23 protein-coding genes and 1 pseudogene are annotated in these 20,919 nt (G+C 68.5%); 11 read left to right on the forward strand and 13 right to left on the reverse strand.

Going from position 1 to position 20,919, the window contains the following annotated elements; all coding sequences use genetic code 11:
• Window positions 1-8 precede the first annotated feature (8 nt).
• Together ACFFJK_RS17095 and ACFFJK_RS17100 are read left to right on the forward strand one after the other, a co-directional pair.
• Entirely contained in the window at window positions 9-1,016 is a 1,008-nt protein-coding gene (locus ACFFJK_RS17095; protein ID WP_379680722.1) for an FAD:protein FMN transferase, read from the forward strand.
• A 7-nt stretch (window positions 1,017-1,023) separates the two neighbouring features.
• Complete coding sequence (locus ACFFJK_RS17100) at window positions 1,024-2,412, forward strand: sulfite reductase subunit alpha (protein ID WP_379680724.1); 1,389 nt, start codon at window positions 1,024-1,026, stop codon at window positions 2,410-2,412.
• Window positions 2,413-2,551: 139 nt separating this feature from the next.
• On the opposite strand, the gene ACFFJK_RS17105 is transcribed toward ACFFJK_RS17100, so the two are convergent.
• Window positions 2,552-2,923 (reverse strand): KGG domain-containing protein, encoded by a 372-nt coding sequence (locus ACFFJK_RS17105; RefSeq protein WP_379680725.1) that lies wholly within the window; start codon window positions 2,921-2,923, stop codon window positions 2,552-2,554.
• Between the two features lie 278 nt (window positions 2,924-3,201).
• On the opposite strand from ACFFJK_RS17105, the gene ACFFJK_RS17110 reads away from it, so the two are divergent.
• The 7 genes from ACFFJK_RS17110 to ACFFJK_RS17140 all read left to right on the forward strand — a co-directional run bounded on the left by ACFFJK_RS17110 (window position 3,202) and on the right by ACFFJK_RS17140 (window position 7,756).
• Window positions 3,202-4,797, forward strand: coding sequence for an ATP-binding protein (locus ACFFJK_RS17110; protein ID WP_379680726.1), 1,596 nt, complete (start codon window positions 3,202-3,204; stop codon window positions 4,795-4,797).
• On the forward strand, window positions 4,794-5,456 hold the full coding sequence (locus tag ACFFJK_RS17115) for a response regulator (protein ID WP_379680728.1): 663 nt from the start codon (window positions 4,794-4,796) through the stop codon (window positions 5,454-5,456). Before ACFFJK_RS17110 ends, ACFFJK_RS17115 begins: the two co-directional genes overlap by 4 nt.
• Before the next feature lie 97 nt (window positions 5,457-5,553).
• Window positions 5,554-6,033: a hypothetical protein gene (locus ACFFJK_RS17120; RefSeq protein WP_379680729.1), complete on the forward strand. Its 480-nt coding sequence runs from the start codon at window positions 5,554-5,556 to the stop codon at window positions 6,031-6,033.
• Window positions 6,034-6,140: 107 nt separating this feature from the next.
• Window positions 6,141-6,272 (forward strand): hypothetical protein, encoded by a 132-nt coding sequence (locus ACFFJK_RS17125; protein WP_379680730.1) that lies wholly within the window; start codon window positions 6,141-6,143, stop codon window positions 6,270-6,272.
• Window positions 6,273-6,298: 26 nt separating this feature from the next.
• Complete coding sequence (locus ACFFJK_RS17130) at window positions 6,299-6,490, forward strand: oxidoreductase-like domain-containing protein (protein ID WP_379680732.1); 192 nt, start codon at window positions 6,299-6,301, stop codon at window positions 6,488-6,490.
• A gap of 61 nt (window positions 6,491-6,551) precedes the next feature.
• The gene (locus tag ACFFJK_RS17135) at window positions 6,552-7,016 is read left to right on the forward strand and encodes a DUF421 domain-containing protein (protein WP_379680733.1); all 465 of its coding nucleotides are present in this window, start codon (window positions 6,552-6,554) and stop codon (window positions 7,014-7,016) included.
• Between the two features lie 149 nt (window positions 7,017-7,165).
• Window positions 7,166-7,756: a CHRD domain-containing protein gene (locus ACFFJK_RS17140; protein WP_379680734.1), complete on the forward strand. Its 591-nt coding sequence runs from the start codon at window positions 7,166-7,168 to the stop codon at window positions 7,754-7,756.
• A 4-nt stretch (window positions 7,757-7,760) separates the two neighbouring features.
• On the opposite strand, the gene gluQRS is transcribed toward ACFFJK_RS17140, so the two are convergent.
• Together gluQRS and ACFFJK_RS17150 are read right to left on the reverse strand one after the other, a co-directional pair.
• Window positions 7,761-8,684: a tRNA glutamyl-Q(34) synthetase GluQRS gene (gene gluQRS, locus ACFFJK_RS17145; protein ID WP_379680735.1), complete on the reverse strand. Its 924-nt coding sequence runs from the start codon at window positions 8,682-8,684 to the stop codon at window positions 7,761-7,763.
• Between the two features lie 32 nt (window positions 8,685-8,716).
• Window positions 8,717-9,229, reverse strand: coding sequence for a nuclear transport factor 2 family protein (locus ACFFJK_RS17150; protein ID WP_379680736.1), 513 nt, complete (start codon window positions 9,227-9,229; stop codon window positions 8,717-8,719).
• 130 nt (window positions 9,230-9,359) lie between these two features.
• Between ACFFJK_RS17150 and ACFFJK_RS17155 the strand changes: the two genes are divergently transcribed.
• Together ACFFJK_RS17155 and ACFFJK_RS17160 are read left to right on the forward strand one after the other, a co-directional pair.
• Window positions 9,360-9,761, forward strand: coding sequence for a hypothetical protein (locus tag ACFFJK_RS17155; RefSeq protein WP_379680738.1), 402 nt, complete (start codon window positions 9,360-9,362; stop codon window positions 9,759-9,761).
• Window positions 9,758-10,108, forward strand: a complete 351-nt coding sequence (locus tag ACFFJK_RS17160; RefSeq protein ID WP_379680739.1) for a hypothetical protein — start codon at window positions 9,758-9,760, stop codon at window positions 10,106-10,108. Before ACFFJK_RS17155 ends, ACFFJK_RS17160 begins: the two co-directional genes overlap by 4 nt.
• A 36-nt stretch (window positions 10,109-10,144) precedes the next feature.
• Here the strand turns inward: ACFFJK_RS17160 and rnk are convergent, their stop codons facing one another.
• The 10 genes and pseudogenes from rnk to ACFFJK_RS17210 form a co-directional block, all read right to left on the reverse strand.
• On the reverse strand, window positions 10,145-10,552 hold the full coding sequence (gene rnk, locus ACFFJK_RS17165) for a nucleoside diphosphate kinase regulator (RefSeq protein WP_379680740.1): 408 nt from the start codon (window positions 10,550-10,552) through the stop codon (window positions 10,145-10,147).
• A 492-nt stretch (window positions 10,553-11,044) separates the two neighbouring features.
• Complete coding sequence (locus ACFFJK_RS17170) at window positions 11,045-11,296, reverse strand: hypothetical protein (protein ID WP_379680742.1); 252 nt, start codon at window positions 11,294-11,296, stop codon at window positions 11,045-11,047.
• Window positions 11,297-11,402: 106 nt separating this feature from the next.
• Entirely contained in the window at window positions 11,403-12,365 is a 963-nt protein-coding gene (locus ACFFJK_RS17175; RefSeq protein WP_379680743.1) for a hypothetical protein, read from the reverse strand.
• Between the two features lie 122 nt (window positions 12,366-12,487).
• Window positions 12,488-15,586 (reverse strand): efflux RND transporter permease subunit, encoded by a 3,099-nt coding sequence (locus ACFFJK_RS17180; protein ID WP_379680744.1) that lies wholly within the window; start codon window positions 15,584-15,586, stop codon window positions 12,488-12,490.
• A gap of 7 nt (window positions 15,587-15,593) precedes the next feature.
• Window positions 15,594-16,709 (reverse strand): efflux RND transporter periplasmic adaptor subunit, encoded by a 1,116-nt coding sequence (locus ACFFJK_RS17185; protein ID WP_379680745.1) that lies wholly within the window; start codon window positions 16,707-16,709, stop codon window positions 15,594-15,596.
• A gap of 2 nt (window positions 16,710-16,711) precedes the next feature.
• On the reverse strand, window positions 16,712-17,272 hold the full coding sequence (locus tag ACFFJK_RS17190) for a hypothetical protein (protein ID WP_379680746.1): 561 nt from the start codon (window positions 17,270-17,272) through the stop codon (window positions 16,712-16,714).
• The gene (locus ACFFJK_RS17195; protein ID WP_379680747.1) at window positions 17,269-18,474 is read right to left on the reverse strand and encodes a TolC family protein; all 1,206 of its coding nucleotides are present in this window, start codon (window positions 18,472-18,474) and stop codon (window positions 17,269-17,271) included. The genes ACFFJK_RS17190 and ACFFJK_RS17195 overlap by 4 nt, the downstream gene beginning before the upstream one ends.
• Window positions 18,475-18,551: 77 nt before the next feature.
• Complete coding sequence (locus ACFFJK_RS17200; protein ID WP_379680748.1) at window positions 18,552-18,935, reverse strand: hypothetical protein; 384 nt, start codon at window positions 18,933-18,935, stop codon at window positions 18,552-18,554.
• Between the two features lie 182 nt (window positions 18,936-19,117).
• Window positions 19,118-19,921 (reverse strand): IS5 family transposase, encoded by an 804-nt coding sequence (locus tag ACFFJK_RS17205; protein ID WP_379680749.1) that lies wholly within the window; start codon window positions 19,919-19,921, stop codon window positions 19,118-19,120.
• Between the two features lie 244 nt (window positions 19,922-20,165).
• Window positions 20,166-20,919, reverse strand: a pseudogene (locus tag ACFFJK_RS17210) (transposase); the annotation flags it as partial.

The raw sequence follows: 20,919 nt of genomic DNA on the forward strand, positions 1-20,919 counted from the left end.
CACGCAGCATGCGCGACGTCCTGGTTCCGCTCGAGATCGACCTGGCCCTGCCGCCTCCGGGCAGCGCGCTGTGCACGGCGGCCGGCCATTCCATGGGTACGAGCTGGTCGGCCCGGATGGTGGTCCCCGCAGGGACCGGCGCCGACCTCGACGCGCTGCTGCAGCGCGAGCTCGACGAGATCGTCGCGCAGATGAGCCACTGGGAACAGGACTCGCTGCTGGCGCGCTACAACCGCGCCCCGGCCGGCAGCTGGCATGCGCTGCCGCCGCAGTTCTTCGACGTCATCGACTTCGCGCTGCAGGTCCATGAAGACACGGGCGGCGCCTACGACCCGGCCGCCGGCGCGCTGGTCGACCTGTGGGGTTTCGGCGCGCAGGGACGCTACGACCAGGCCGGTTTCTACGCGCCCTCGGCGCAGGACGTCGCCGCGGCGATGGCCCGGCGCGCGACGGCCACGCCGCAGCTCGACCGCGCGGGCCGCCGCCTGCTGCAGCCGGGCGGCGCCGTACTCGACCTGTCCTCGGTGGCCAAGGGCCATGCGGTGGACCGCCTCGGCCACTGCCTCGCACGACTCGGCATCCGGCATTACCTCGTCGAGGTCGGCGGCGAACTGCGCGGCGCCGGCGTCAAGCCCGGCGGCGAGCCCTGGTGGGTCGAGATCGAGGGCGTGCCCGATGCCGGCAGCCAGTGCAAACAGGCCATCGTCGCCCTGCACGGGCTCGCGGTCGCCACCTCGGGCGACTACCGCAGGTACTTCCACCATGGCCAGCGCCGCGCCTCGCACACGCTCGACCCGCGCACCGGCCAGCCGATCGCCAACGACGTCGCCTCGGCCACGGTCGTGGCGCCTACCTGCATGGCGGCCGACGCGCTGTCCACCGCGCTCACCGTGATGGGCGTGGAGCCCGGCCTCGCGTTCGCCGACGCGCGCGGCATCGCGGCCCGCTTCCTGGTACGCCGGGCGGGCGGGCTGGTCGAGACCAGCACCGCCGCCTGGCGCGAGCTGCTCCAGTGATGCCGGCATGCTGACGACGATCCTGACCACCGAACCGCTGCGCTGGGGCAGCGCGCTGGCGCTCTCCGGCGGCTACCTGGCGATGTGCGTGGCGATCCTGCGCGCCCGCGCCGCGCGCAGGGCCGGGCCGGCGGGCAGCGCCGACTGGCTGGTGGCGTATGCCAGCCAGACCGGCAACGCCGAATACCTGGCCGAGCGCACCGCCGCCACCCTGGCGACCGGCGGCCTGTCCGCGCGCGCGGTGTGCATGTCGGCGCTCGACGCGGCTGCCCTGGCGGCTGCGTCCCGGATCCTCTTCATCGCCAGCACCTATGGCGAAGGCGATGCGCCCGATACCGGCGCGCACTTTGTCGACCGGGTGATGCAGGGCGGGACCACGGACGGCCGCTCCGGCTCCTCCGGTCTCTCTCACCTGCACTACGCGGTGCTGGCGCTGGGCGACAGCAGCTACACGAACTACTGCGGCTTCGGCCGCGCGCTCGACGGCTGGCTGGCCGCGCACGGCGCCACGCCGCTGTTCGGGCGCATCGACGTCGACCGCGGCAGCCCGCAGGCGCTGTCCGAATGGCAGCACCACATCGGCCGCCTGGCCGGCACCAGCGATACGCCGGACTGGGAAGCGCCGGCCTACGGCGACTGGCGCATCGCCAGCCGCCAGCTGGCCAACCCCGGCAGCGCGGGCGCCCCGCTCTACCGCATCGCGCTGGCGCCATGCGACGGCGCGCTGCCGGCGTGGGAAGCGGGCGACCTGGCGCAGGTGAGCGCGCCGGGCGACCCCGATCATCCACGCGAATATTCGATTGCCTCGCTGCCGCACGAGGGCAGCCTGCAGCTGATGGTGCGCCTGCAGCGGCGCGCGGACGGCAGCCTGGGCGCGGCCTCCGGCTGGCTGTGCGAAGGCGCGACGGCGGGCACGGAATCAGGCGACGTGATCCGCCTGCGGGTGCGTGCGCACCAGCGCTTCCGGCTCAACGGCAACGCGGCGCGGCCCCTGGTCGCCATCGGCAACGGCAGCGGCCTCGCGGGCTTGCGCGCGCTGCTCAAGTCCCGCATCGATGCCGGCCGCGGCGACAACTGGCTGCTGTTCGGCGAGCGCAATGCCGCGCACGACTTCCTGTGCCGCGAAGAGCTGCAGGGCTGGCTGGCCAATGGCGGCCTGGCCAGGCTCGACCTCGCCTTCTCGCGCGACCAGTCGAGCGCACGCTACGTGCAGCACCTGGTGCAGGAGCAGGCGGACGAGCTGCGGGAATGGATGGCGCGCGGCGCCGCGATCTACGTGTGCGGCAGCCTGCAGGGAATGGCCGGCGGCGTGCATGCGGCGCTGGCCGAGGTGCTCGGCGCGCAGGCGCTCGACGCGCTCGCGGCAGAGGGTCGCTACCGGCGCGACGTGTACTGAAGCGCTGAACGAAAAACACCGGCGGCAAACGCCCGGGGGCGCCAGCGGCCGGTGCCTGCCCGGCCTGCCGGTCCACGCTTCACTACGCGTCGTGCGTACGTAAAACGATCATCCGGCAGACGGTTAGCCGACCTGGCGGTCAGCCCTTGGCGTTCTTGCGGCTCTGCGAGCCTGCCTTGGCATGCTGCTCCGGCGAGCCGCCCTGCACGCCACCGCTGGCCTGGTTGCCGCCGCCCTGGTTGCCGCCGCGGCCGCCGCTCTGCTGGTTGCCGCCCTGGCCGCCGCTTTGCTGGTTGCCGTCGTTCTTGTGGCTCATCGAGCCGGCACGGCGCGCTTCTTCCGAAGTGAATTCATGGGCATTGCCCGATGCGTGGGCTGCACGTCCGCCTTCGCTGGCAATTTCACGCTGGCGCTGCGGGTCCATCGATGCGAAACCGCGGTTGCTGGTGTCGCTCTGGTTGTTACCGCCTTGATTGCCGCCGCGGTTGCCGCCTTGGTTGTTCGATGCCATAGTTGCCTCCTGTTCATCGCTTTCTTCATTGCTGAAGGACCAGCCGGAAGTGGCTGAGACAGGCCCATCCTATCCACGGCGGGCACGGCAGGCCACCCAAAACCGGCAGTGCCCCTGTAGGATAATGCCTTGGCGAGCCACGCGGCTTGTCTGGCAGATCGAAAGAAATTATCAATTAAATATTTTGTCTTTTTGCCACTGCGTAGAATAGTATGAACGTTCATTTCCACTTGATGGAACGTTTTATCTCGATCGATGTAGTCCGACGCTGACCCGACATGGTGAAAATTTCAATCGGCCACCGGCTGTTCTTCTCCGTCCTGCTGGCCATCCTGGCGGTGGTGGCCAGCGCGGTGTACCTGCTGCGCGAGAACGTGCTGGCCGGCTTCGGCGACTATGCCGTCGGCATCGAGCTGGACCGCCTGGACGAGCTGTCCGGGGCGCTCGCGGCGCGCTATCGCGCCCAGGGCGACTGGACCTTCCTGCCGGAGGGCGACGCGCGGCACGGCTGGATCGCCGCCGAACTGGCGCGCCTGCAGGACGAACGCGAACAGCGCAGGATGGCCGTGCCGGCCCCGCCCGCGCCACCGGCGCCGGCAGCCAGGGCGGCACCGGCCAAGGCGGCCCTCGCGCCCGCCGCGCCCGCTGCCCTTAGCACCGCCATCTCCGCCGTGCCGCCCGTACCGCCGGTCCCGTCTGCACCACCGGCACCACCGGCTCCGCCGGCAATGCCGCTGCCCGCTCCGCGCGTCGATGCCGCGCCTGCCGACGGGGTGGCCCACGACCTGCACCAGCGCGTCACCCTGCTCGATGCCGGGCGCCGCTACCTTGCCGGCCGCGTTCCCGGCATGCTGCCGCTGGTCGACCGTCCCCTTGCCGTGGACGGCCGCACCGTCGGCTTCCTCGGCGTCCTGCCCAGTTCCCGGCCCAGCGACGCCATGGCCCTGGCCTTCCTCGGCGGGCTGCACAGCAGCCTGTGGCTGATCGTCGCGGCCGCCGTCGTCCTGAGCGCGCTGGCCGCCGTGCTGCTGGCGCGCCACTTCCGCCTGCCGATCGGGCGCCTGGCGGACGGCGCCGCGGCACTGGCGGGGGGGCGCTACGACGTGCGCCTCCCGGCCACGCGCAGCGACGAACTGGGCGACCTGGCGCGCCACTTCAATGCCCTGGCCCGGCAGCTGGAAAGCGCCGAGGATGCGCGCCGCCAGTGGGTCGCCGACACCTCGCACGAGCTGCGCACGCCGCTGGCGGTGCTGCGCGCGCAGCTCGAGGCGCTGCAGGACGGCGTGCGCAGCGCCACCCCCGACACGATCGACGCCATGCACCGCCAGGTGCTGGCGCTGAACAAGCTGATCGACGAACTGTATGCGCTGGCCCGCGCCGACGTGGGCGCCCTGGAATGCAGGACGGCGCCGCTCGACCTGTGGCAGCTTGCCGCCGCCCACGCGCAGGCCGCCGGCGCGCGCCTGCAGGCGGCCGGGCTGGCGCTCGAACTCGGCCCGGCGCCGCGGCAGCGCATGGTCCTGGGCGATGCCGACCGCCTGCGCCAGGTGCTCGACAACCTGTTCGAGAACAGCCTGCGCTACACAGCGCCGGGCGGCCGCATCGCGCTGCACGCGCATGCCGATACGCAGCAGCTGCACCTCGTCATCGACGACAGCGCGCCGGGCGTGCCGGAAGAAGCCCTGGCGCGCCTGTCCGAGCGTTTCTACCGCGTGGATGCGTCGCGCAGCCGCGCCCACGGGGGCGCCGGCCTCGGGCTCGCGCTGTGCCGCCGCATCCTCGACGCACAGGGCGGCGCCCTCGCCTTCGCGCATTCGCCGCTGGGTGGCCTGCGCGTGACCATCACGCTGCCGCTGGCAGGAGAACGCACATGAGCCCATCCATCTTCATCGTCGAGGACGAGCCGGAGCTGGCCGCGCTGGTGGCCGATTACGCCCGCGCCGCCGGCTACGTGCCGAGCGTCTTCGGCGACGGCGTCCGGGCGCTCGAAGCGATCCGCGCCGATCCGCCTGCACTGGTGGTGCTCGACCTGATGCTGCCCGGCCTGGACGGCCTCTCGGTGTGCCGCGAACTGCGCAGCTTCAGCGCGGTGCCGGTGGTGATGGTCACGGCGCGGGTCGAGGAAATCGACCGCCTGCTGGGGCTCGAGCTGGGCGCCGACGACTACTTGTGCAAGCCGTTCAGCCCGCGCGAACTGATGGCGCGCATCAAGGCCATCCTGCGCCGTGCCGGCCCGCCGCTGCCGGTGCGCGCGCTCGCGGTCGACGGCGCGGCGCGGCGCGCCAGCATCCACGGCCGCCTGCTCGACCTGACCCCGAGCGAATTCGCCATCCTGGCGGCGCTGGCGCGCCGGCCGGGCCAGGTGTTCTCGCGCGCGCAACTGCTCGATGCGGCGCGCGCCGACAGCCTGGACGCGACCGACCGCGCCATCGACAGCCACATCAAGAACCTGCGCCGCAAGATCGAGGCGGCCGCACCGGGACTGGAAGCGATCCGTTCGATCTACGGGGTGGGCTACCGCTGCGATATCTAGCCCTGGCCCGACTCCACGTTTTCTCCACATTTGGCATGCAGGATGCACCCATGGCCCGCCCTTTCCGCAGGCGGGCCGCTGCCAGGAGGAGAAAACCATGAAGACGACCACACGCGCCGCAACGCTGGCGCTGGCCACGCTGCTGGCCAACCTTGCCCTGCCGGGCCTTGGCGCCGGGACCGCGCAGGCCGGCGTGCACTACCGATGCGAAACGAGCGCGCGCGGCGACTGCCCGCCGCCGCCCGCGCCACCGGCACCACCGGCACCACCGGCGCCACCCGCATCCCCCGCGCCGCCGGCGCCGTTCCACGAGCGCCACGCATCGATCGCACCATCCGCACCGCCGGCCCCGCCCGCCTTGCCGTCGATGCCGCGGCCACCGGCGCCCCCCGCCCCGCCGGCGGTGGCGCTGCCCGAGGTGCCCGCGCAGGCGCACGCAGCCTGTGCAGGCAAGCCGGACGGCACGCGCGTCACCCATGTGCTGCGCCAGGGCGAAACGCTGACCGGCGTGTGCGAGCGCGTGACAGGCCAGGCCGAACCGCTCTTCCGGCTGCGTCACTATCGTCGCGAAGATTAAGCTGCGCTTATCTTTTTGCGCGCCCGATCAGCGGCGCTTAATCGGCATGCTCCCGGCGACGGCGGGAGCGGCTCGACTTGCCGGTCTGGATCAATTATTCTAGGTCCATGAGCACGCCCGACGTTCCCGCCATGCCCACCCCGTCCGAACTGGAAATGCTGCGCCTGCCGCAGATGATGCATGCCAAGGGCCTGCTGGGCGGCGAGCAGATCCTGGATCGCGATAAACGGGCGGGATAACCGAACGTGACGACCGGACACGCGCAATGACCATCCCCCGCCCACGCCCCGTGCCCCCGGTGCAGCCCGAACTCGAGGACTGCTGCCGCAGCGGCTGCACGCCCTGCGTGTTCGACCTCTACGAAGCGGCGCTCGAGCGCTACGAGCAGGCGCTGGCCGCATGGGAAGCGGAGCAGGCGCGGCAGGAAAAAAGCCCGCCCGGGCATCCGCACGCTTGAAGCCGCTGCGTTGGCAGATTGATTACAATTGGCTCAACGGTGTCATGCGCGCGGAGGTCATATGTTCGATATGGAGCTTCCCTGGTGGGAATTCGTCGTACGCGGAGTCATCATCTACATCGCCCTGCTGGTCATGGTCCGGGTCTCCGGACGGCGCACGGTCGGGCAGTTCACGCCTTTCGATCTCCTGATCGTGATGCTGCTGTCCGAAGCCGTCTCGAGCGGACTCACCGGAGGTGACGAATCGCTGGCGGGCGGCCTGATCGTGGCGGCGACCCTGGTCGCGCTCAAGTCCCTGATTGCGGTCGTAGCGGTGCGCAACACCAGATTCGAGCACCTCGTCGACGGGCGCGCGGTCCTGATCGGACGCGACGGCGTCTTCTTCGACGACGTGACCCGGCGCTGCAAGCTGTCCCAGAGCGACATCGAGGAAGCCCTGCGCGAGCACGACTGCCCGCGCCCGGAAATGAAGTGCGCCTTCCTGGAAGCGGACGGCGGCATCACCATCCTGCGCAATCCGCAGTAACAGTCCACGTTAGTTCTGAAGGACACATTCCAAAGGTACTTTGAGCCGCCGTACGGTGTGGACGGTGCAGAATTGATGCGCTACTTTTTTCATCAGTACGCCCAGGTCGGGCGTGCCGCTTGCACTCTTTCCTAATCAGGAGGTATGCCATGAAAAAAGTACTGACCGCGCTTGCGCTGGCCACATCGGCGTTGACGCTTGCCCCCTCGGCCCAGGCCGAGGACATCTTCCGCGCCACCGCCACCGGCGCGGCCGAGCAGCCGCCCAACGGCTCTCCCGGATCGAGCGTCGCCACGTTCGAGGTCGACAGTTCCCTGCTGCGGGTCGAAGTGCCGTTCCGCGACCTGACGAGCGGCACGATCGGCGCCCACATCCATTGCTGCACGACCGAAGCCTTCACCGGTGTGGCGCCGGTGGCCGTCGTGTTCCCGGACTTCCCGCTGCAGGTCACGGCCGGCGAGTACACCCGCACCTTCGACCTGTCCGACCCCGCCGTGTACGACCCGGTCTTCCTGGCATCGTTCGGCGGCACGCCGGCCTCGGCCAGCGCGGCCCTGCTCGACGCCATGAACGGCAACCAGGCCTACCTCAACATCCACACGCTCCAGTATCCGAACGGCGAGATCCGCGGCTTCGCCGTGGCCGCGCCGATTCCGGAACCGGCAACGTGGGGGATGCTGGCCGCCGGCCTCGCAGGACTGGCCGTCATGTCGCGCCGCCGTCCCAGCCCGGTCAGGTGACGGGTCAGCCGCGCCCGGCGCCCTCGCGGGCAGCCAGCAGCCGGCTCCAGGCCGGTATCGCGGCGCGCCAGAAGGCGTCCAGCGATGCCGCCTGCTCCAGCGGCAGCCCGAGGAACCTGGCCGCCTGCAGCAGCGCGGCCACCGCCGCAGTGTCGTCGGACTGCACGTCACCCGGCGCCACCGCCAGCGCGCCGGTCTGCTTCGACAGCTTCTCTCCGTTCTCGTTGCGCACCACCGGCACGTGCAGGTAGCGCGGCGTCGGCACCCCGAGCACCCGCTGCAGGAAGATCTGGCGCGGCGTCGAATCGAGCAGGTCAGCGCCACGCACGACGTCGGTCACGCCCTGCTCCGCGTCGTCCACCACCACCGCCAGCTGGTAGGCCCAGAAGCCGTCGGCGCGTTTCAGGACGAAGTCGCCGGACTCACCGTTCAGGCGCTGCGTCACCTCGCCCGCGAAACGGTCATGGAAACCGATCACGTCGTAGCCCGGTTCCGGCACGCGCAGGCGCAGGCTGCGCATGCTGCGTCCCTCGCGCAGGCCATGGCGGCAGGTGCCGGGATAGATCGCCGCGCCGTCGGGCGCGACGCCGAGACGCGAATCGGCGATCTCGCGCCGGTTGCAGCCGCATGGATAGGTATGCGCGGCGATACGGTCGGCAGCCGCCTGGTACAGGTGCTTGCGGCTGCTCTGCCAGACGACTTCGCCGTCGGCATGCATGCCGAGCGCATCGAGCAGCGCCAGGATGCCTTCCGCAGCGCCCGGCACGCTGCGGCCCTCGTCGATGTCTTCGATGCGCACCAGCCAGGTCCCGTGGTGCGCCCTGGCGTCGAGGTAGCTGGCCAGCGCCGCCACTAGCGAGCCCGCATGCAGCGGCCCGGTCGGCGACGGCGCGAACCGGCCGATGTAGGATTGATTCAGTTGCTTCATCCGCTAATGATACGCCTGCATACGCCTGCGAATTACTTGCCAGCTTTCTCGTGCTCGGCGATCAGCCTGGTGACCTTGTCCGCCACCTCGTTCGGCACCGCCATCGACAGCTGGTAATGCACGATCTCGAAACCCTTCGCCGTCTTGCGGATCACGCCGCTCGCCATGCACGGACCCATGTTCGGCGTGTCGAGCAGCTCGTCGAACCAGATCAGCGACTTGTCGCCGGATGCGTATACGTTACGGCGGGTAGCCTTGAAGCTCCACGCGGATTTCCGGTCGAAGTATTTCTTGGCCCAGGCCTTGAACTCGTCGCGACGCCACAGTTCGGTGCGGTCGGTGCCGATGTACACGCCGTCTTTGGCGATCTTGTCGAAGTAGGCCATGCGCGCGTTGGCGGCGTCGTCGTGCCATTCGTCGACGAAGGCATTGACCTGCTTGGTGAAGGCGGCGTCGGTGTCGGCGTGGGCGACGCCGCCCAGGTTCAGGAAAAGGAAAGCGGCGGCCAGCAGGTGGGCAAAGGAGTGAACAGACAAGCGCGTCATGGTCTCTTTCGATGGCGGGAAAATGCAGTCCGCATGAAATGCGGTGTTAAGGGAATGTTAAGTGTCCAAACCTGCTAACGATAATGCAACTGCTGTACATTTGCCAGTGCCGCCATCTCCGTATCCGCCGATGAACCGATTCGCCTATCCCGCCCTTGCCTGCATCGCCGCCTGTCCTTTGCCGCCATCCTTCGCGGCCCAGCCGGCGCCGCGCGCACCGGCGCAAACACCCGTGCAGGCTGCGACGCCGGATGCCCTGCCCCTGCGCGCGCGCCTGACGGACGAGGTGATCGAACAGGCCGTGCGCGACACCCTGGCCGAGCAGCCGGCCTTGTCGCGCAACACGGGGCAGGCATTGGGCGCGGAACCGTATCGCGAATTCTCGCGCCGGGTGGACGAAGCGAAGCTACCTGGCTGCCTGGGCCCGGACGCGCTGCGCCACCAGCCGGCCCGGATCGGGCCGATCGTGCTCGGCGGCCTGGCCGCCCTGCCGTTCTGGGCTGCGGCGGTGGTGCGCGGGAAATGCCGGTGAACGCCGCCCGCCCCGTCCTCGGCCTGCTGGCCGGGCTGGCGGCGGCCGCCGCATGGGCGGATGCCCCCGCACCGCAGGCGAGCGCACCGCGCGTCGAGCTGCGCGACAAGGCCATCCGGGATGCCGTGCGGGCAACGCTCGCGGAAACGAAGGACGCGCCGCTGGTGGGCGACACCCCGACGCTGGAAGGCGCCATGTACAAGAAATTTGCGCAGGAATTCAAGGAAGCGAAGGTGCCCGACTGCCTGCACAGCGAGGGACTGAAGCGCCAGCCCACGTTCTTCCTGAGCGGCATCCTGGCCCTGCCCTTCGTCCCGATTGCGAAACTGCGGGGCAAGTGCATCTGAATCCTGGCACTCGCCACCACTTTCGGACGGTGGGACTTAGCGGTGGTACTGCCCGTCGCGTTCCGGCTGGTACTCGATGCCGCGCACGGTGAGCTCGAACATCGCGCCGTCCGGCCGCGCCCAGCTGATCGTGTCGCCCACCTTGACGCCGAGCAGCGCGGTGCCGACCGGGGTCATGATCGACAGTTGCTCGGGGTCGCCGGTCATGTCCTTCGGGTAGGTCAGCGTCATCAAGACTTCTTCTTCGGAACCGTCGAAGGAAAAACGCACGCGCGAGTTCATGGTCACCACGTCGGGCGGCATTTCCCACGGCTCGGCCAGCGAGGCGCGGCCCAGTTCGTCGAGCAGCGCGTCACGCGCGGCGAGCTGCGATGCCGGCACGGAATCGAGCATGCGGTCGAGGCGGTCCATGTCCAGCCAGGACACGAGGATGGTCGGTTTCATTGTTCACTCCTGAATGTTGCCCGCAAATCAGCCGAAAGCGGAAAATGGAAAGCGGGCGCGTTCGTTGTCACGGTATCGGCCGCGCGAAAGCGGCCGGGTGGTCGGGTGCGGAGGCGGCTCGGGAGGACGGAACAACAGGGTGCAGCTGATCCTCACCGAGCCCGGACGAGCCAGGCGAGGTTGCGGGACGACTGCTGCACCGCTCGGGAAACGGCGGCGCAATCACGCTCCACGGACGCGGCAAAGCCCCTGCCCTGCTGGCAGGCACTGGTGCGTGGCGACGTGAAGCTTGGTGGGTTCATGGTTGAGCTTGTATAGCCGACAACGGATGAAAGTAATGGTAAGAGACTATACGCCGAATGCGCCCGGTAACACAACCATCGCCGTACCATGGCACGGCCATATCGGCCGTTAATTCGGCAATGGAATCAGGCACGTCAGGGTAGGTATGAAAAACTGAAGAAGAGCAGCATGCTGATAGCAACATCTGCACTATGACATGTCGCGATGACTGCTGGCGGTACAGAAGCGGGCATAGGGCTGCAGGGGAAGACACCAGAGTCCCAGCGCAAGGAGAGCGGTTTTAGTTGCCAGATGAGACAAAACTGAGTTTGACTTACGCACCAAGCATTCGACCGCAGACTTGAATTTCACCATAAGCACCTCCATGCATGACGGAATTGAACCGTAGAGTAATTTGGAAAAGAATGTCACAACAAAATCTGAAACCGTTGCGGCAAACATGATCCACTCTCCTGCACTCCTATGCCCACTTCGCAAAAAATATTAACAAAAAATGAAGCTCATATCAAGCAGGAAGGCATCGGGCGAAACTGCTTTCAAGGGAAGTTCATCGATGCGGCTTCGCGCCCTCCGCCTGAGGGCGGTGCAGGCCGACGCAGACGGCAATCGGCACGAGGAAAGGATACAGGCCCCAGATCATGCGGCCGTCCACGCGCACGCACAGCGCGGCGTACAGCGGCGGCAGGGCCATCAGGAACAGCAGGCTCCCCAGGCTGCGCAGCGCGCGCGGCGCGGCGCGCCAGCCCAGCACGGCCAGCGGCACGACCAGGAAGGCGGTGCCGGCAATCGACAGCAGCGAACGGACGTCGCGCAGTGCATGGTTGACGGTCCACCAGCTCGGCTCCCAGGTGTAGCCCGGCAGTCCGGTGATCAGCCACCAGCGCACGGCGACGGTCCAGGCGCCGGCGGCGGCAAGGAAAGCCAGTCCGGGAACGATGGCGATCCTGCGCATGGCGACCAGCCACACGAGCAGCAGGATGTTTTCTTCGCGCACCGCGGTCCCGACCAGCCCTGCCAGCGCGGCAAGCCACGGCTGGCCCGCCAGCACCGCCAGCACGAAGGCGGCGCGTGCGGCAACCGAGCCCGGGTCCACCAGCAGGTAAGGCGCATACCAGAAGGTCGGCAACGAAACGATCATCAGGAGGCCGGCCGCGATGGCGCGCCGGTGGCCGAGGCCGGCACGCAGCACGGCGGCCGACATCAGGCAGGCTGCGCTCGTGACCAGCACCCAGTTCAGCGCTGCAAAGCCGTTGCGCAGGTCGCCCGGGATGATCGCCGCGATGGCCGGCACCAGCAGCCGGTACGGGAACGGCGCGACCAGCTGGCTGGCGGGAATCTCGCCGCGCAGGTAGCGCGCGGTATCGTAATACGCCTGCGAATCCATGACCGTTCCGCCCCAGCGCCAGGCCATCAGGGCCAGCGCGAGCAGGGCGAAAGCCCCGGCAAGGACAGGCCAGCGCATGCGGCGATCGGCGGACAGGAACACGGAGAATGGGCTGGCAAGCTGCATGGTTGACGCTTCAACAAGGAAAACGGCGTGATCATAGCGGCAACGCCCCTGCCCGTCCATCCGAAACGGATCCAACAATACCTGGCGGACTGAAAAGGCCCCCGCCACCCGGCCCATGGCAATCAATATGCTTCGCCATCTTTCTCCGCCAGCAGCCGCTCCAGCGGACGGCGCCCGACCTTCCAGAAGATGAGCGGCGTGAGCAGCGAATCGAGCAGCGTGGAACTGACCAGGCCACCAAAAATGACGACGGCGACCGGATGCAGGATTTCCTTGCCGGGCGCGTCGGCCGCCAGCAGCAGCGGGGTCAGGGCGAAGGCCGCGACCAGCGCCGTCATCAAGACGGGCGTCAGGCGCTCGAGCGAGCCGCGCACGATCATCGGCCATCCAAAGGTTTCGCCCTCGAACTTGCACAGGTTGATGTAGTGGCTGATCTTGAGGATGCCGTTGCGCGTCGCGATGCCGGCCAGGGTGATGAAGCCGACCATCGAGGCCACCGACAGCGACACACCGGCGATCCACATGGCCGCCACGCTGCCCACCAGCGCGAACGGGATATTCCCCATGATGACGAGCGCAAGGGCCGACGAGCGGTAGCGCGAATACAGCACCAGGAAAATCAGGACGAGCGAAGCCAGCGACAGTCCGGCGATCAGCCGCTGCGCCTGCTCCTGGGCCTGGAACTGGCCCTCGATGCTCACGAAGTAACCGCCGGGCAGCCGGGTCGCGGCCACGGTCTGGCGCACGTCGTCGATGATGCGCGACATGTTCGAGCCGTCGGTGTTCGCGTACACCACGATGCGGCGGCGGCCGTTCTCGCGGCCGATCTGGTTCGGGCCGTCGCCCTCCTCCACCGTGGCAACCGACGACAGCGGGACCGGGCCGGCCGGGCTGGCGAGCATGACGCGCCCCAGGTCCTGCGGCGAGCGGTCGGCGTCAAGCAGGCGCAGCACCAGGTCGAAGCGGCGCGCGCCGTCGATCACCTGGGTCACGCGCGTGCCTTCCGACAGGGCCTGCAGCGCCTGCAGCACGTCGCCCGCGGCCAGGCCATGCTGGGCCGCCTTGCGGTAGTCGACCCGCACCTTCACTTGCGGGATCAGGACCTGGCGCTCCACCGACAGGTCGACCAGTCCCGGCACGCCGGCCAGGCGCCCCTGGAGAGCGTCGGCCAGGCCGCGCAAGGTATCGAGGTCGTCGCCGTAGATCTTCACCGCCACCTGCGCCCGCACGCCGGACAGCAGGTGGTCGAGCCGGTGCGAGATCGGCTGGCCGATCGCCACCGATGCCGGGATCACGGACAGCTGGTTGCGGATGCTCGCCATGACCTCCTCGCGGCTGCGACCGGACGGTTTCAGGTCGATGTCGAGCTCGGACGAGTGCACGCCTTCGGCATGCTCGTCCAGCTCGGCGCGGCCGGTGCGGCGCCCGACCTTGGTCACTTCGGGCACCTGCGCGACCAGTGTCTCGGCCAGCGCGCCCATGCGGTTCGCTTCCGCGAGCGAGGTGCCGGGCGTGAAAGTCACGCCCATCACCAGCGAGCCTTCGTTAAAGCTTGGCAGGAAGGCGCGCGGAAAGAACGGCACCGATGCCGCTGCGGCCACCACCACGACCAGCGCCGCGGCCAGCACGCCGCGGATGCGCGGGAAGGACCAGGCCAGCGCCCGCGCCTCCCAGGACTTGAGCCGGCGCACGATCGGGCTATCGCCGCGGTGCAGCTCCTTCATGCGCGGCAGCAGGTAGTAGGCCAGCACCGGCGTGACGGTCATCGACACCAGCAGCGAGGCCAGGATGGAGACGATGTACGCGATGCCCAGCGGCGCGAACAGGCGTCCCTCGATGCCGGGCAAGGCGAACAGCGGCATGAATACCAGCACCACGATCGCGGTGGCGTACACGATGGCCGAGCGCACCTCGACCGATGCGCGCCAGATCACTTCCAGCACCGCCTGCCCGCTTTCGGCGCGCTCTTTCAGGCGCCGCAGGATGTTCTCGACGTCCACCACCGCATCGTCCACCAGTTCGCCCACGGCGATCGCCAGGCCGCCCAGCGTCATCACGTTGATCGACTGGCCGAGCAGGTGGAAGACGAGCGCGGTGATCGCCAGCGACAGCGGGATGGCCACCAGCGAAATCAGGGTCGTGCGCACGCTGAGCAGGAAGGCGAACAACACGATGGCCACCAGGATGGCGCCGTCGCGCAGGGCCTCGACCACGTTGCCGATCGAGTTGTCGATGAAGTTCGCCTGCCGGAACAGGACCACCGGCGCGGAGATGCCGGCCGGCAGGCCTTGCCTGAGCTCCGCCAGCGCCAGCTCGATGTCGCGGGTCAGGCGCACGGTGTCGCCCGCCGGCTGCTTCTGCACGCTGACGATCACCGCCGGCTTGCCGTTCAGGCCGGCGTCCCCGCGCTTGAAGGCCGGCGCGAAGGCGACGTCGGCGACCTGTTCGAGCAGGACCGGCATGCCGTTGCGGTAAGCGACCGCCAGGCCGCGCACGTCATCCAGGCGCGTGGTGCGGCCCAGGTTGCGGATCAGGTACTCGCGGTTGTTCAGGTCGATGAAGCCGCCGCTGGTGTTGGCCGCGAAGCCGCGCAGCGCACCGGTGACCTGCTCCAGCGACACGCCGAGCTGCGCCATGCGCGCCGTGTCCGGCTCGACGCGCAATTGCCGTACCTCGCCGCCGATCGGGATCACCTGCGACACGCCGGGAATCGACAGCAGGCGCGGACGCAGCACGAAGTCCGCATACTCGCGCGCCTGCATCGGGTCGGTTTTCGCCACGTCGATCGGCAGCGCGATGAGCATGATCTCACCCATGATCGAGGACACCGGCCCCATCATCGGAGCCAGGCCCCCGGGCAGCTGTTCCCTCACCAGGGCGATCCGTTCGGACACGAGCTGGCGGTTGCGGTACACGTCCGTACCCCAGTCGAACTCCGCATACACGATCGACAGGCCCACGCCCGACACCGAGCGCACGCGCGTGACGCCGGGCATGCCGTTGAGCGCCGTCTCGACCGGGAACGACACCAGCTGCTCGACCTCTTCCGGCGCCATGCCGCCCGCTTCGGTCAGCACGGTGACGACGGGCTTGTTCAGGTCGGGGAACACGTCCACCGGCGTACGCCAGGCCGTGGTCGTCCCGTACACCATCAGCAGCAGCGCCGCCGCCAGCACGAACAGGCGGTTGCGCAGGCTGAAACGCACAATGTAGTTGAACATGCGCCCTCTAGCGGATCTGGTTGATCAGGGAGGCGCCGCTGACGACGACCCTGTTGTCCGGGCTGAGCCCTTTCGTCACGATGACCGTGCGCGCATCGAGTGCGGTCGCCTCGACCGGCAGGGCGATGAAGCGCTGCGCGCCGGACTTGATCCACACCACGGTTTCGTTGGCCGGGTTGCGGGCCAGCGCCGCGGCCGGCAAGGCGATGCCCTTGACCGTCGTGTCCAGCCTGGCGAGCACGGTCACCGGCTGGCCGACCGCAAGGTCGAGCGTGGCGCCGCGCGCCCGGAAGTTGAGCGGCAGTGCGCCGTCGCGCAGGCTGCGCCCGCCGCCCAGCAGGGTCAGCTCGACATCCGGCACGTCCTGCAGCGTCGCCGCGCTGATCCTGCGCGCCAGCGAAGCGTCCGTGGACAGTGCTTCGACCAGCATCTGCTGCGGATCGACGATCTCGAACAGCACCTCGCGCGATTCCACCATCTGGCCATTGAGCACCGACGCGCTGGCGATGACGCCGCTGGCCGGCGCCACGATGGTTTCCATCCCGCCGACCGACTGCGCCACCGCGCGCTCCCGGCCGATGGTGGCCAGCAGCTCGGCGCGGGCCGCCTCGACCTCCCGGGCCGGCACCACGCCTTCGAGCGACTCCAGGCGCTTGACGCGCTTGACCAGCAGATCGCGGTTGGCGCGCAGCTCGGCCAGCTGCGCCGCCTGGTTGCCGCGCTCGATCGCGCTGCCGAGCGGCCGCAGGCGCGCCAGCACCTGCCCTTTCGTCACGCGCTGGCCGGCGACGGGCAGGCCGCTCGGGCCGGGCGCGATCTGCCCGGCGAACGGGGCCTGCACCCGGCCGCCGGCGTTCGGGTCGATGGCGGCGCGGCCGTTCAGGACCACCGTGCGGGCGAACTCGCCTTCCTTCACCATCAGCGTGCGCACGCCCATGCGGCGCTGCGCCGGCTTCGGCACGTTGACGCTGCCGTCCGGCAGGCGCGCCAGGCCGCCGGCCGTGGCGGATGCCTTGTCGTCGAGGTGCTCGCCGTTCGGGCCGTGGGCGCCCGGGCCGGCAATGGGCGAGGTCGTGAAGAGGGCGGCACACAGGCCCGCCAGCAGTCGTTGTTTCGTCAACATGGTCAGGCTCCCTGCCGTTGACGCAGGCGGCGCACCAGGAACGCCGCGGCGATGACGACGGCGGCCGCGACGGCCGCCAGCAGCCAGCGCGTGCCGGCCCGGTGGTCATCGTGGTCATCGTGGTCGTGGTCGTGCGCCGGCTCGGCGACCTGCAAGGTCCCTTCGAGCCGGCCGCTCTCCTCGCCTGCGACGAGGGTGAACGACAGCGCATGCGCGCCCGGCTGCGAGATCGCGGCCAGCAGCTTCGGATCGTCGACGGCGTAGTCGCCCATGTCGGCGTGGAAGGTCGCCCTGGCCTTCAGGTTCTTGTACTGGACTGCGAGATCGGCGCCCAGCACCGGTTCGTTGGTCTCGTAGCGGTCGACCATGATCGACAGTTCGCCGCCGGACAGCCGGCCGACCAGCTCGAAGGATTCGGTGAAGGTTTCGAGGTAGGGCACGCCGGTTCCGCCGGTGGCGGCCGGGCCATCGAGGTGCTCGCCGTTCGGTCCGTGCGCGCCGGGGCCGGCCAGTGCCGGCGCCATGCAGAGCATCGCGGCCAGCAGCAGGGGAAGGAGTTTCATGGAAGGATTCCTGATGCTTGGTTGAGTTGTGCGTGGGCGAGCCCGAGCGCGGCGTGCTGGCGCGCCACGGCGACGTCGGCCTCGTGGGTCAGGGCGCGCGAGCGCAGCAGGTCGGCCAGGCCGCGTTCGCCCTGGCGGAAAGCTTTCTCGTACAGGGCCGTGTGTTCGTGCAGCGCCGTCGCGCGCGCCCTTGCGGCCACCAGGGCGCTGCGCGCATTGGCCAAGCGTGCACGCGCCATGTCGAGCTCCGCCCCCGCATGCGCATGCGCCTCGAGCGCCTCCGCGGCAGCGGTTGCGATCGCCGTCTGCGCCTGCGCTTCGACGCTGCGGTTGCGCGCGGCGCTGCCGAGCGGGATCTGCACCGCGATGCCGATGCTGCGCGCCGGCTCGCGCAGCAGCCGTTCGTCTTCGCGGCGCATCGACAGGTCGATGCTCGGCGGCGCGGCGCGGCTGGCTTCGGCCAGGCGCAGGGCGGCGCGGGCACGCTGCTCGCTGGCCCGGGCCGCCAGCAGGCGCGCATTGGCCGGGGCATCGCTCTCCTGCAAGGGCTCGGGTTCCAGCGGCGGCAGTTCGGGCAGGCCGGTGAGCGCGTGGTAGCGGCTCAGCGCTTCGGCGGCGGCGGTGCGGGCCTCCAGCACCTCGATCTCGGCGGCGTGCACCTCCTGCTGCGCGAGCAGCCCGTCGCTGCGGGCCAGTTCGCCGGCCTTGACGCGACGCTGGACCTCGTCGGCGAATCCTTCGAGATGGTGCAGATGGTCCTGCTTTTCCTCGAGCGTGACCTGGGCGGTGGCCGCTTCCCAGATCCGGGTGCGGACCAGCCCGGCCACCGCAAGCCGGGTGGCCTTGAGGTGCGCCTCGGCTTCCTCGCTACTGCGCGCGGCCAGCGCTTCGCGCGCGGATTTCTGGCCCGGCAGCCAGACCGGGGTCGAGACCGACAGTTCGGACTCGCGCTGGTCGCGCTCCGATGCGCCGTGGTCGGCGCGCTGCGACAGGCCGAGCGTCGGGTTCGCGGCGAGCCAGGAAGCGGCATTGGCGCGCGCGGCAAGCGCCTCGTCCTGGCGCGCCTCGGCCGTGCGGGCGCCCGGTGCGCGCTGCCAGGCAGCATCAAACGCCTGCTTGAGCGTGGGCGGCGCAGCCACGGCCCAGCATGGCAGGGCGAGGACGGCGCCGATAGCGTAAAGGGACAGGCGGCAGGTGCGCATGTGTTCTCCATCGGGTGACATTGACAATCACCGAGGGCGGGCGCACCGGCGCGACAGGTCGCGCCATGTTGTTTCGGTCAGGTGTGCGGCAGTCCCCCGGCAGCGTGGCCGAGGGCATGGCGGGGCGGTTTTCGCCGTCCGTCCAGGTAGGGTTCCGGCGCCGGCTGCTCCGGATGGACCGGCACGCGCGTCACCAGCTGTTCGGGTGGCACGGTGCGGGGCTGGAAGCTGCAGGTGGCAGGTTGCGCACAGGACGAATGATCCTGCGCATGGTCGCGCGAGGCCTCGGAATCGTCGTAGTGGACCGAGCCGTCGTCGTCGTGGTGGTGCTGTACGCCCTCCTCGTGTTCGAGCAGGTGCGCGAGCGTGGCCACACCGTAGGCGTGCTGGGCGCCGCCTTGCATGGCGAAGCCATACAGGGGCAGGCAGAGCAGCAGGAGGATGTGGACGATGCGGCGCAAGTGGACACCTTGTAATGTCGCCAGATTATAGCAGCGTGCGGCGCTTGGAAACATGCGCATGCCCGCCGGAGTCCGGGGCATCCCGCCGCCAGGGGCGCGATATGCTCAGTTTTGTGATTCTTTCCTGAAAGCGCCTCGACAGGATTGACCGTGATGACCGTCGCTGCAGATACTAAGAGCGCCTAACAAAACCGTTCGACATACCGCCAACAGATGAGCGAACAGGCAAGTGAAAGGAACGCCTGGTGAATGTCTGCTCGCCGCTCATGTCGTATGCGTAATCTGCGAAAGCGGTGTAGCCAACCCAGGGTACGCTCGACAACCCACCGCCATCTGCCGAGCCGTTCGCGTGACTCCACGCCGTAGCGCGCAATCCGAGCTGCGATTCCCCGACGGCGCAGCCAAGCCCGATGGGCTCTCGAGGCATAGGCTCGATCGGCATGCAGCTTACCTGGGCGTTTGCGGGCACGGCCTGCCAGCCCTTTAACTGCCGGGACGGACTCTACCAACGGGATGAGGAAACGCGAGTCGTGTACCTGCGCACCCGAGATCTGGGCTACCAATGGAAGCCCACGCTCGTCGACCAGTAAATGGTGTTTACAGCCGAGTTTGCCGCGATCGGTAGGGTTTCGGCCTGTGTGCTCGCCGCCGGCAGGCGCCGGTACGCTTGCAGCGTCAACGCTAGCTCGATCCCACATGATCTGGTCGTGTTCGCGGAGCCGTCGCAGAATCGTCTCGTGAATACGCTGCCAGACGCCAGCTAGCATCCATTCGTGAAGCCGACGCCAGCATGTCATACCACTGCCGCAGCCGAGTTCGCGCGGCAAGTACTCCCACGGTATTCCAGTCTTGAGGACAAAGAGGATCCCTGTCAGGGCCGCGCGGTCATCGATACGTGGACGGCCACCTTTGGGCGATCGGCGATGGGCCGGAAGATCAGCTGCTATAAGCGACCACAGGTCTTCAGGAAGAAGTGCTCGGGCCATGGCATCAGTCCGTCTACAAACACGGACGTCATGTTAGTGCCTCGACTGGGCGCGCGTACGTCCGCTTCCGACCCAGCCTGTGTAAAAACTCATGAACTGGATCTGAAGCCGAATTGTACGGCTCACAGCACGTTTAGAAGCATAAAGAAGCGCTGCAGCCCTGGCCATCCTGTTTTCTTGACCTCGGCAATACCAGCAAAAGAAGCGCTCTAAACAAGCCGTTTTGCGCCCCAAAACGGGCATACGCCCTAATCGCTGCCAGCATGCCCTGCATGCCGAGCAGTGTGAGCAAACGACTGAAATTGTAGGCGAGCACGTGCAAGCTCATTTCGACCTTCACGCGCCCCAGGCCCTTCGTTAGAAAATGCGTGGATCCCATCCATGCCTTGATCGTAGCAAAGGGATGCTCGACAGTCGAACGTCGGATGCGCATGGCGTCGGGCGTGTGCTCAAGACGCGCCTGCATGTCGTCCAGCACGTCCTGATGTTCCCAGCGCGTTACACGCCGCTCTGCGCTCGGCGTGCACTTGTCCTTGAGCGGACAACCGTTGCAGTTCGAGCTCCAGTAGCGGTGATTCTTCATGCCTTTCTCGACGCTGGCAAAGCGCCATATCAAGGCTTCGCCAGCCGGGCAGCGGTATTCGTTCTTTTCGGGATCGTAGATGAAGTCGGCCTTATCGAACCGGCCGTCGGCCTTGGCTCCGGAGGTTTTTGTAGGCGGCACCAAGGCACGAATGCCTGCCTCATGACAGGCCAGGATTTCCTCGCCCTTGAAGTAACCGCGGTCGGCAATCGCCGTCAACGTCGTCGTACCGATTGCTGTGCGGGCCTTCCTGGCCATGCTCGATAACTGGTCACGGTCGCTGCCGTTATTGGTAACCTCGTGCTCGACGATCAAATGGTGTTTGGCGTCGACCGCGGTGTGCACGTTATAGCCCACGATGCCTGAACCCCGCGTCATCATCGAGCGCGCGTCTGGATCGGTGAGCGAGATCTGC

Source organism: Massilia consociata, from assembly GCF_042432755.1.
Lineage (GTDB): Bacteria > Pseudomonadota > Gammaproteobacteria > Burkholderiales > Burkholderiaceae_D > Telluria > Telluria consociata.